Source organism: Acinetobacter sp. TTH0-4 (assembly GCF_015602665.1).
In the GTDB taxonomy this organism is placed as follows: Bacteria; Pseudomonadota; Gammaproteobacteria; order Pseudomonadales; family Moraxellaceae; genus Acinetobacter; species Acinetobacter albensis.
Genome location: NZ_CP059079.1, coordinates 1 through 11,683 on the forward strand (window position 1 = coordinate 1; position 11,683 = coordinate 11,683).

The 11,683-nt window shown below is 38.2% G+C and carries 8 protein-coding genes; 7 read left to right on the forward strand and 1 reads right to left on the reverse strand.

Going from position 1 to position 11,683, the window contains the following annotated elements:
• The 5 genes from dnaA (at position 1) to H0S58_RS00025 (ending at position 6,780) form a co-directional block, all read left to right on the forward strand.
• Entirely contained in the window at positions 1-1,380 is a 1,380-nt protein-coding gene (gene dnaA / locus H0S58_RS00005; RefSeq protein WP_195726803.1) for a chromosomal replication initiator protein DnaA, read from the forward strand.
• A 100-nt stretch (positions 1,381-1,480) separates the two neighbouring features.
• Positions 1,481-2,626, forward strand: coding sequence for a DNA polymerase III subunit beta (dnaN, locus tag H0S58_RS00010; RefSeq protein WP_053579163.1), 1,146 nt, complete (start codon positions 1,481-1,483; stop codon positions 2,624-2,626).
• A 27-nt stretch (positions 2,627-2,653) separates the two neighbouring features.
• Positions 2,654-3,736 (forward strand): DNA replication/repair protein RecF, encoded by a 1,083-nt coding sequence (gene recF / locus H0S58_RS00015; protein WP_195726804.1) that lies wholly within the window; start codon positions 2,654-2,656, stop codon positions 3,734-3,736.
• Positions 3,737-3,791: 55 nt separating this feature from the next.
• Positions 3,792-6,263, forward strand: a complete 2,472-nt coding sequence (gene gyrB / locus H0S58_RS00020; protein ID WP_092721135.1) for a DNA topoisomerase (ATP-hydrolyzing) subunit B — start codon at positions 3,792-3,794, stop codon at positions 6,261-6,263.
• 172 nt (positions 6,264-6,435) lie between these two features.
• Positions 6,436-6,780 carry a hypothetical protein gene (locus H0S58_RS00025; RefSeq protein WP_092721149.1) on the forward strand — a complete coding sequence of 115 codons (345 nt, stop codon included), beginning with the start codon at positions 6,436-6,438 and terminating at the stop codon, positions 6,778-6,780.
• Positions 6,781-7,129: 349 nt separating this feature from the next.
• On the opposite strand, the gene H0S58_RS00030 is transcribed toward H0S58_RS00025, so the two are convergent.
• On the reverse strand, positions 7,130-9,064 hold the full coding sequence (locus tag H0S58_RS00030; RefSeq protein ID WP_195726805.1) for an ATP-binding cassette domain-containing protein: 1,935 nt from the start codon (positions 9,062-9,064) through the stop codon (positions 7,130-7,132).
• Positions 9,065-9,300: 236 nt separating this feature from the next.
• Between H0S58_RS00030 and H0S58_RS00035 the strand changes: the two genes are divergently transcribed.
• Positions 9,301-10,314 carry a putative solute-binding protein gene (locus tag H0S58_RS00035; protein ID WP_053579158.1) on the forward strand — a complete coding sequence of 338 codons (1,014 nt, stop codon included), beginning with the start codon at positions 9,301-9,303 and terminating at the stop codon, positions 10,312-10,314.
• A 233-nt stretch (positions 10,315-10,547) separates the two neighbouring features.
• Positions 10,548-11,558, forward strand: coding sequence for a putative solute-binding protein (locus tag H0S58_RS00040; RefSeq protein ID WP_053579157.1), 1,011 nt, complete (start codon positions 10,548-10,550; stop codon positions 11,556-11,558).
• Positions 11,559-11,683: the final 125 nt, after the last annotated feature.

Sequence of the window (11,683 nt, forward strand, 5' to 3'; positions counted from 1 at the left end):
ATGCTTTGGACAGACTGTTTAACTCGTTTGCGACAAGAGCTTTCGGGGAATGTCTTTACCATGTGGATTCGTCCGTTGGTGGCTGAAGAATTAAATGACACCTTACGCTTGTATGCTCCAAATCCGTATTGGACACGCTATATTCAAGAGCATCATCTGGAATTAATTACTATTTTAGCTGAACAAATGTCTGAAGGGCGGGTACGTAAAGTTGAAATTTTGGTGGATTCTCGACCAGGTGCAATTTTATCTGCCCATGAACAACCTGCAACGACCACTGCTGCGTTGCAATCTAATCCTGCCCCAGTCATCAAACCAAAAAAAGAAAAAGATGAAACTTCATCGAAAAATACACGCAAGCGTTTATTAAACCCATTATTTACTTTTTCATTGTTTGTTGAAGGTCGCTCTAATCAAATGGCGGCTGAAACTTGTCGTAAAGTTTTAACCCAGTTGGGTGCATCTCAACACAACCCATTGTTTTTATATGGGCCAACTGGTCTAGGTAAAACCCATTTAATGCAGGCAGTGGGGAATGCATTATTACAAGCGAAACCAAATGCACGCGTGATGTACATGACCGCTGAAAGTTTTGTACAAGATTTTGTCAGCTCATTGCAACAAGGCAAAGTGGAAGAATTTAAGAAAAACTGTCGTTCACTTGATCTATTATTGGTCGATGATATTCATTTATTGGCGGGAAAAGAAGCCAGTTTGGTGGAGTTTTTCTATACATTTAATGCATTATTAGATGAATCAAAACAAATTATTTTGACTTCGGATCGTTATCCGAAGGAATTGACAGAATTAGATGCACGTTTGGTTTCACGTTTTTCTTGGGGCTTATCGGTGGGCGTTGAGCCACCTGATATCGAGACACGTATTGAAATTTTATTAAAAAAAGCTGAGAACAGTGGTGTTGATTTACCGCGTAATTGTGCTTTATTTGTGGCGCAACAGGTGGTCGCAAATGTGCGTGAACTAGAAGGAGCACTGAATAAAGTCGTTGCGATTTCTCGTTTTAAAGGCACTCCGATCGATCTGGACGTGGTTCGTGAATCATTGAAAGATGTTTTGGCCATTCGTGCCCGAACCATCAGTACTGAAAATATCCAACGCGTAGTCAGTGAATATTTCCGTATTCCACTCAAAGAAATTGTAGGGCCGAAGCGTACTCGTATTTATGCACGACCACGTCAACTTGCTATGGGGCTTGCGCGTGAACTGACAGGCGATAGTTTTCCCGAAATTGGGATGGCATTTGGTGGTCGTGACCACAGTACCGTCATGCATGCCTGTGAGAAAGTTTTAAGCCTGCGTGAGCAAGATCCAATCTTCAACGAAGATTATAAAAACTTGCAACGTTTGCTGCAAAGTTGATCAAATTCTCGTCTTGCAATGCGGCATATTCTGCCGCATAGTACACTGCTAAAAAACATATTTATTGATTATTTATCTTCAGTTGTTAGAGGAATGTACCGTGCGTTTAAAGATCGCGAAAGAAAACTTACTGAATGTTCTATCACATGTTGTAGGAGCGGTTGAACGTCGCCATACTTTAAACATTTTGTCCAATGTCAAAGTTCAAGTCAGCAATGAGTTATTAACCATCACAGGTTCTGATTTGGAAGTAGAATTGGTGGCCAGTACTACGCTTGCTGAAGGTGCATGTATACAAGTGGGTGAAAGTACGGTTCCTGCACGTAAGCTGATGGATATTTGTAAGTCTTTGCCTACCGCTGCTTTGATTGACTTACAAATTACTGAAGATCGTTGTATTTTAAAATCAGGCAATAGCCGCTTTGTGTTGGGTACGCTCCCAGCAGAAGATTACCCATTATTAAACACGGAAAATACTCAAGGTACACAAGTTACTGTGACCCAACGCGAATTAAAACGTTTGTTTGAGAAAACAGCTTTCGCGATGGCTGTGCAAGATGTCCGTTTTTATTTGACAGGTACATTATTAGAAATTGACCAAAATCAGCTTCGTGCAGTGACTACAGATGGTCATCGTTTAGCACTTTGTGAAACCACTGCAACTTCAACTGCAACAAGTCCAATTCAGGCCATTATTCCACGTAAAGCCGTAGCAGAATTACAGCGTTTGTTGAGTATTGAAGATGAACAATTATCTTTATTAATTGGTCGTGAATTATTAAATGTGACGATTAGTGCTCCAAGTCGTGATAAGGAACAAGCCAATATTACTGTACGTTTTACCACCAAACTGATTGATGGTAAATTCCCTGATTATCGCCGTGTTATTCCGCGCGGTGGCAATAAAAATGTATTGATTGCCCATGATGTATTCAAACAGTCGCTTCAGCGTGTCGCTATTTTAAGTAATGAAAAATTACGCGGTGTATTTTTAAATTTCGGTGCAGATTGTCTACAACTACGTGCCAATAATCCAGAACAAGATGAAGCGATTGAAGATTTAGTGATTCAATACGCAGATGAAGCAATGGAAATGTCATTTAATGCCCAGTATTTGTTAGATGTATTGGGTGCACTGGATGGTGATGATGTGACCATGACCATGACGGAAGCCAATCAATCTGTGCTGGTTCATGATCCATCACAGCAAGATCAAACTTATGTTGTCATGCCGATGCGTGTTTAATTTTTCTATTTTATACAACATTTCATTATGCATATTACGCGTCTACATATAGAGCGTGTTCGAAATTTAAAAGCGGTTGCACTCCAAGAGTTGCAGCCGTTTAATGTTTTTTATGGACACAATGGCTCTGGAAAAACCTCTATTTTGGAGGCGATTCATTTGTTGGCAACGGGACGTTCTTTTCGGACTCATTTGCCGAAAAATTATATTCAAAATGAAATGGGAGATGCGATTGTATTTGCGCAATCTGCTACTGAAAAAATTGGTATGCAGAAAATGCTTTCGGGCGAGCAGCTGATTAAAGTCAATGGTGATTTAATTGCCACTCAAGGTCAGTTGGCTAAAATTCTTCCTTTACAACATATCGATCCACAAAGTACCGACATTATTGATCATGGCGCCAAACCAAGACGTCAGCTGATTGACTGGTTAATGTTCCACGTGGAACCTGATTTTTATCATGCTTGGCAATATTATTCCCGTGCATTAAAACAAAGAAATAGCCTGCTCAAATCTAGACGAAATATTGCGCTCAATGAATTAGAGCCGTGGAATAAAATGCTATCTGAATACGGTGAAATCCTTCATTCCCAACGCAGTGGTATTGTTGAACAATGGAAGGTTTATTTTGAGCAAGATTTGCACTATTTATTGCCAGATTTAGAGATTAAATTGGAATATAGTCCAGGTTTTCACACAGAGCTTGGTTTATTGAATGACTTAACTGTCCACCATCAAAAAGACGTAGATAGGCGTTATACCGAATATGGTCCACATCGTGCAGATTTACGTTTAAAAACAAAGCTAGGTGAGGCAGATGCCGTGTTGTCACGGGGGCAAAAAAAGCTACTGCTGATGGCTTTGAAGCTCTCACAGATTGCAATGCTGCATGCCTGTAATAGGGAAACTGTGGTATTATTAGATGATCTAACGGCAGAATTAGATTTTATAGCCCAACGCCGTTTAATTGAGCGATTGAGCCAATTGGGCAGCCAAGTTTTTATGACTACTTTAGAGTATGAATTGGTAAAAAAACATTTACATGATTTGTCTATTTGTTATCAATTATTCAATGTTGAAGATGGTCAAGTTCGCGTTGTTGTGCAATAGTTTTTTAGATTTTACCCATCTTCGGATAGACCTATATTTTCACTAGGGAGACACCATGAGTTCAGAAGATCAAGCTGCTTCTCAAACAGAACAAACCCAAGAAAAAGCTTATGATTCCTCTAGTATCAAGGTATTACGTGGTTTAGACGCTGTACGTAAGCGTCCTGGTATGTATATTGGTGATACGGACGATGGTTCGGGCTTACATCACATGGTGTTTGAAGTCGTTGATAATGCGATTGATGAAGCCTTGGCCGGTCACTGTGATGAGATTTTGGTGGTCATTCATGAAGATGAGTCCGTCAGTGTTTCAGATAATGGCCGTGGGATTCCAACGGATATTCACCCAGAAGAAGGTGTGTCTGCAGCCGAAGTGATTTTAACCATTCTGCATGCAGGTGGTAAGTTTGATGACAATAGTTATAAAGTTTCAGGTGGTTTACATGGCGTGGGCGTTTCAGTTGTAAATGCTTTATCAAGTAAATTATTACTGAATATTCACCGTGCTGGGAAAGTTTTCGAGCAGGAATATCATCACGGCGATCCTGTTTATAAATTGCGTGAAATTGGTGAGACGGAAAAATCAGGAACTACTGTTCGTTTCTATCCAAGTGAGCTTACGTTCACTCAAACCATTTTCAATGTTGATATTTTAGCGCGTCGTTTGCGTGAATTATCATTCTTGAATGCTGGCGTGCGCATTGTATTGCGTGATGATCGGATCGCTGCAGAGTATATTTTTGATTATGAAGGTGGCTTGTCTGAGTTTGTGAAATATATCAATCAAGGTAAAACACACCTGAATGAAATTTTTCACTTCACGACTGAGTCAGCTGAAACAGGTATTACTGTTGAAGTGGCTTTGCAGTGGAATGACACTTACCAAGAAAATGTACGTTGTTTTACCAATAATATTCCACAGAAAGATGGTGGTTCGCATTTAGCCGGTTTCCGCGCAGCTTTAACCCGTGGTTTAAATCAGTATTTAGACAGTGAAAACATTCTGAAAAAAGAAAAAGTAGCTGTTACAGGTGATGATGCACGTGAAGGTTTGACTGCAATTGTTTCAGTCAAAGTGCCAGATCCAAAATTTTCTTCACAAACCAAAGAAAAACTGGTATCCAGTGAAGTTAAACCTGCTGTAGAGCAGGCGATGAATAAATCATTCTCTGAATATTTATTGGAAAATCCAGGTGCTGCCAAAGCGATTGCAGGCAAAATTATTGATGCAGCACGAGCGCGTGATGCAGCACGTAAGGCACGTGAAATGACGCGTCGTAAAAGTGCTTTGGATATTGCAGGCTTACCAGGTAAATTAGCAGATTGCCAAGAAAAAGATCCAGCATTATCTGAATTATACTTGGTCGAGGGTGACTCTGCGGGCGGTTCTGCAAAACAGGGTCGTAACCGTAAGATGCAAGCAATTTTACCGTTGAAGGGTAAAATTCTGAACGTGGAACGTGCACGTTTTGATAAAATGATTTCTTCGCAAGAAGTTGGTACCTTAATTACTGCGCTTGGTTGTGGAATTGGGCGTGAAGAATATAATCCAGATAAATTGCGTTATCACAAAATAATCATCATGACCGATGCCGACGTCGATGGTTCGCACATTCGTACACTACTATTGACTTTCTTCTTCCGTCAAATGCCTGAACTGGTAGAGCGTGGTTATATTTATATTGCTCAACCACCGCTGTATAAGTTGAAAAAAGGCAAGCAAGAACAGTATTTGAAAGATAATGATGCTTTAGAAAGTTATTTAATTTCAAATGCAATTGATGAGCTTTCACTGCATATTAGTGCTGATTCACCTGCAATTCGTGGTGAATCATTAGCCAGTGTCATTGGTGATTATCAAGTTTCACAAAAAAGTTTAAATCGTTTGACTGTACGTTATCCTGCAAGTTTGTTAGATGGTCTATTGGGTTTAGATGCTTTTAAACTTGATCAGAATTACGATGAAAATTATGTGGCGCAATGGGCAGAGCAACTGCGTCTAGCAATTGTGAAATATCAACCAAGTTTACGTCCAGAAATTACTTTGGAAGGTTTTGATAAAGAACATGCCGACGGTACCACTGTGAAGCATTTCTGGCCACGTGTAACGGTGTATGTGCATAATTTGCCACATCACTATTTACTGGATCAAGGTTTATTGGCGTCGGGTGAGTATAAGCGTCTATTGCAAAACTCCAAGAGCTGGTTCACTTTGCTTGAAGAAGGCGCTTATTTGCAGAAAGGCGATAAACGCATTAATGTTGCGACGTTCCATGATGCTTGGCAACATATTTTGTCTGACTCACGCCGTGGGATGATGATTCAGCGCTATAAAGGTTTGGGTGAGATGAATGCGGATCAACTTTGGGACACGACTATGGATCCTGAAAACCGCAATATGTTACAAGTCACTATTGATGATGCGATCGAAGCAGACCGAATGTTCTCTTGTTTAATGGGAGATGATGTTGAGCCGCGTCGTGCCTTTATTGAAGCGAATGCTTTAAATGCAGATATTGATGCTTAGCCTATAAAGTATATTCAATCATCAGAAAGCATCCTTCGGGATGCTTTTTTTGTGCTATTTTTATATATATTTGATTTAATGTTGATCTATTTTTTTATTAAATTGACTTATTTCTCGGTCATGATGATATCTATAACGGGAGATCATGATGCAATATTACGAGATCAACACCATGGATAATCAATTAGAGCAAGCGCGAGATATTTGGGTTAATGCATTTTTTACAGGGCAATATGAGGTACTGGCACAGTATGAGCATGAACAATTTAAAGTCATGGATGAACGACAGAATCGAGTGGAAAGCAACCATACTCGGTATGAACGTATTGCGCATGCAGTAAAAAATGGCGTATGGAAACCACAAAAACCTGAAGTTGAATTTGAAGAATTCGAGTTTGATTATGATCAGACTCGTTGTCAAATCACGATTGGTTTGGAAAAAAATCAGCAACAGATTCAAGAGTTATGGGTTTATCAGAATGGCTGGAAAATTGTAGAATTACGATTTTTAAAGTAAAGAAATAGCGTTAAAACTCAGATTTTTACCATTGGTAAAATGGTAATTGTGGATAAGTTTTATTGATTATTTGATAAAATGAAAAAATAAATTTATCCACAGATCGTTCTGTATTTTTTTTAAATTTAAATCTTTTTGATTTAATCTTTTGAATTTAAAGTGGTGATTTGAATTTAAAAAATATAATTTCTTATCTTTGAATTTAAAGCATGAAAATAGCTTAAGGCTTAAAAACGATTGTGTAGAAAAAATAAAAAATCGCAGTGCAATTTTAGGATCACACTGCGATTAAAAAATCACCGATGGTTTAGCTAAGCTTTATAATGTTAAAGAAAGCTTCTGAAAGCTATTATTCGAAGGAACTTTCTAACTCCTCCAACTCCATCATCAGCTCTAACATTTTTTCTTCAGCATCAGCCAAATGAGTTTTAAGTTCTGTTTGTTCATTCATTAATTTGATTAAGTCATCTTTACGATTTGCATCATACAAAGCAGTGTCTGCTAGTAATGCTTCGATTTGAATCAAACGTGGCTGTACTTTCGCAATCTGTAATTCATTTTTTTCGATATTTTTACGAATTGGTCGTCCCAATTCACGGCGGCGTGCTGCTTCTTTACGTTGGCCTTCTTTATCTAGTTTTGAAATACTGGATTTAACTTCTACTTGGGATTGCACAGGTGCTGAAGGCTTTTGACCATTTTTGATCATTTCGATACGCGCTTGACGTAACCAATCTGCATATGCAGTCAAATCACCGTCAAACTCACGACTTTGCCCACCATGAACCAAAATAAGCTCGTCACAAACACTGGCCACCAATTGGCGTTCATGTGAAACCAGAACGACTGCACCTTCAAAATCAGTCAATGCCATCGTTAGGGCATGACGCATATCGAGATCTAAATGGTTGGTCGGTTCATCTAAAATCAGGACATTTGGACGTTGCCAAACAATCAATGCAAGCGCTAAACGGGCACGTTCTCCACCAGAAAAACTTTCACTTGGCGTATCCATGCGCTCGCCACTAAAACCAAAACTACCTAAGAAAGAACGAAGGCTTGCTTCACTGATTTTTTTATCGGCTATACGTGCTAATTGTAACATTGGGCTGGCATTACCATCCAAAGCATCCATTTGATGCTGAGCAAAATAGCCAATATTTAATAATTCAGAATCTTTACGAAATCCCTGCATCAATTGTAAATCACCGACCAATGATTTAATGAGGGTCGATTTACCTGCACCATTCATTCCAAGTAAACCAATACGACTGGTCGGGGTAATTTGTAAATTGACATTGGTGACAATCAATTTATCACCATAACCAATATCTGCTTGTTCAAGTTCAAGCAGAGGGGAACTCATTTTGCTCGGTTCACGGAATGAAAAGGTAAAAGGTGTATCGACATGCGCGGCTGACAATTCTTGCATGCGCTCTAATTGTTTAATACGACTCTGTGCTTGTTTGGCTTTGGTGGCTTGTGCTTTAAAACGATCAATATATTTTTGCAAATGGGCACGTGTTTCTAATTGCTTTTCATAAGCCTGTTGTTGTTGGGCCAATCGTTCACTTCGAGTACGTTCAAAAGTCGAGTAATTCCCTGTGTAAAGAATCAGTTCTTGATTTTCAATATGTAAAATATGATCGGTAATGGCATCTAAGAAATCACGGTCATGTGAAATGAGAACCAAAGTGCCTTCATAGGCTTTTAACCAATCTTCTAACCAAAGAATTGCATCTAAGTCCAAATGGTTAGTCGGTTCATCAAGTAGCAGTAAATCTGAACGACTCATTAGGGTACGTGCCAGATTTAAACGCATACGCCAGCCGCCTGAAAAACTGGAGACGTCAAGTTGTGACTGATGTTCAAAAAAGCCTAACCCTGCCATCAGTTGTGAAGCTTTAGACGGTGCAGAATAGCCATTGATCTCATCAAAACGACCATATAAATGGGCTAATTCTTCATCATTTAGCAGATCAGGTTGGTCAAGTTTGTTTTGGATTTCCCAATACTCTTCATCACCTGAAAGCACAAAATCAATGGCTTTCATGTCTAAAGCTTTAATTTCCTGTGCCATGTGTGCAACCGTCCACACCGCAGGACGAGTTAATGAACCACCATCAGACTCCATACCCCCTAAAAGGGCTGAAAATAAAGTTGATTTACCTGCTCCATTGACACCGGTTAGGCCAATTTTCCATCCTGGATGTAACTGCATAGACGCTTTTTGAAATAAAACACGTCCACCGCGACGTATAGAAAGTTGATCTAACTGAATCATTGAAATATCTAAATCTGAAGAAGAATAGCGCCTATTCTAAAGGAAGCGACTCAGAAAAGAAAAAATACCGTAACGATTATTCAAATAAAGCAGGATTTAATCCAAATAAAAATTTTAAAAGCTTGAACAAAAAATAGCCTTTCGTCAGAAATAGAATAAATACTCTATTTTTAATCAAGGAACAACATTATATTTATTTAAGAACAACATAAGTGCAAAAAGAATCAGGGGACAATATGCAAAAAGGGATATTAAGTTTATCTGTAGGGATACTTTTAAGTTTTTCGAGTATGGTTCAAGCGCAAGACAAACAAAAAATATGTGTATTTGATTTATTGGGAAAAGCAGGTGAATCTTATAAATTTATGGAAGAGTGGGCATTAAGTAGCAAAACATGGGGGGCAAATGTCAGCTTACTTTCTTATCAAGATGAAGCAAAAGTAGAAAAAGATTTTAATGCAGGCGTATGTGACGCTTTTTATATGACCTCCATGCGTGCACGATCATATAATAAATTCGCAGGTTCTATTGATGCATTGGGTGGAGTGACCAGTAATGATATTGCACGTAAAGCGATTGCTTACGTTTTAGATAAACGTAATAACCGACGTTTAATCACAACAATGAATAATGAAAAATATGAAGTTGCTGGAATTGGTCAAATTGGTTTGGCCTATATTTTTGTCCGTGATAAGTCTATAAATTCAATAGAAAAAGCCAAAGGTAAAAAAATTGCAGTTTTAGAATATGATGATGCGCAAAAAATTATGGCTCAGCGCATAGGTGCAATTCCAGTCATGTCGGATATTTCTAACTTTGTGAAAAAATTTAACAGTGGTGAAGTCGATGTGGTCGCGGCGCCTGCTTATGCGTTTAAACCTTTAGAAATTTATAAAGGATTGGGTTCAAAAGGCGGAATGATTAATTTTCCTATCGTAAATGTAACTGCAGATTTAATTATTCGATCCGATGAATTTCCGCAAGGTTTTGCCGTACAATCTCGTCGTTGGTTTGTAGAAAAAATCCCAAAAAGTTTTAATATGGTACAGCGTTTAGAAGCCGATATTCCCAATAAATATAAAATCAATTTGAGTAAAAAAGACGAAGAACAATATCAAAAATTACTACGAGATGGACGCATAGATTTAACGAAGCAAGGAATTTATGATTCATCGATGATGACGGTACTCAAAAAAGCACGTTGTACAATGCAGCGGACCAATTTTGAGTGTTCTTTAGGTGGCGAATAGAGTATATTTTATGTATAAATATGTAAAAGTACTAAAATTCTATCAAAATATGAAAAAATACACAAAATCTAAATATATGATTTTATTAATAACTTATTAATTTTATAAAAAAGTGACAAATTGATCATAAAAAATGGAGCAAATGCTCTATTTTTTTATATTGAACTTGCTTAATATCCATTACGTAAAATGGACTCTCGTTAAACAAAAAGATTCTGAAAAGGACTGCAACAATGAAAAAAATGATTTTCGCATTAACCGCACTCTCTGTTATGGGTTTGGCAACGACTACACAAGCGGCCAAAGTAGATGTCTGTGTATTCGATTTACTGGGTAAATCGGGTGAATCTTATCAAATGGCACAAGAATGGGCGCTTGCTGCAAAAGGTTGGGGAGCAGACATTAATCTTGTTCCTCGCCAAGATGAGGCGGTTGCCGATAATGATTTTAAAGCAGGCAAGTGTGATGCTGTTTTTATGACGGCAATGCGTGCACGTCAGTACAATAAATTTGTTGGTTCTATTGATGCACTTGGTGGTGCACCAAGCAACGCTATTGCGCAACGTGCCATTACCTTTGCTTTAGATAAACGTAATGCACCAAAAATGATGAGTAATTTAAGTGGTAAAAAATATGAAGTCGCAGGGATTGCACCTTTAGGCTCAGCTTTCATTTTTGTACGTGATAAAAAAATTGATTCGATTGAAAAAGCAGCAGGTAAAAAGTTTGCGGTATTGGGTTATGACGACGCGCAAAAAATTATGGTGCAACGTGTAGGTGCACAAGCTGTTATTTCTGATATTTCTAACTTTGTCGCAAAATTTAACAACGGGCAAGTAGATATGGTAGGTGCACCAGCATATGCCTACAAACCTTTAGAGATTTATAAGGGTATTAGCCCAAATGGCGGTATGTTTAATTTTCCTGTCCTACAAGTCACAGCCGATTTTATTATTCGTCCTGATCAATTCCCTGCTGGATTCGGTCAAAAATCGCGTGATTGGTTTGTGAAAAACTTACCAAAAAGTTTCAACATGATTAACCGTCTAGAATCGAGCATTCCAGCAAAATTTAAAATGAATTTAACTGCAGAAGATAAAACCAAGTATCAAAAAATGTTACGTGAAGGTCGTATGGATATGACCAAGCGTGGAATTTATGATCCAGCGATGATGAGTGTATTGAAAAAAGCACGTTGTTCTGTCGATAAAGCGAATTTTGAGTGTTCACTTGGTGGTGAATAGTTTTGATTTTTAAAGAAAAAACCTAGATTAAATCTGGGTTTTTTTTTGAGTTGAATTCGTCATTTCTGCCATTGTAGGTGACTTAAAAAAACGTAATCATTGAAAAATAACAGCAGGCTTTATCA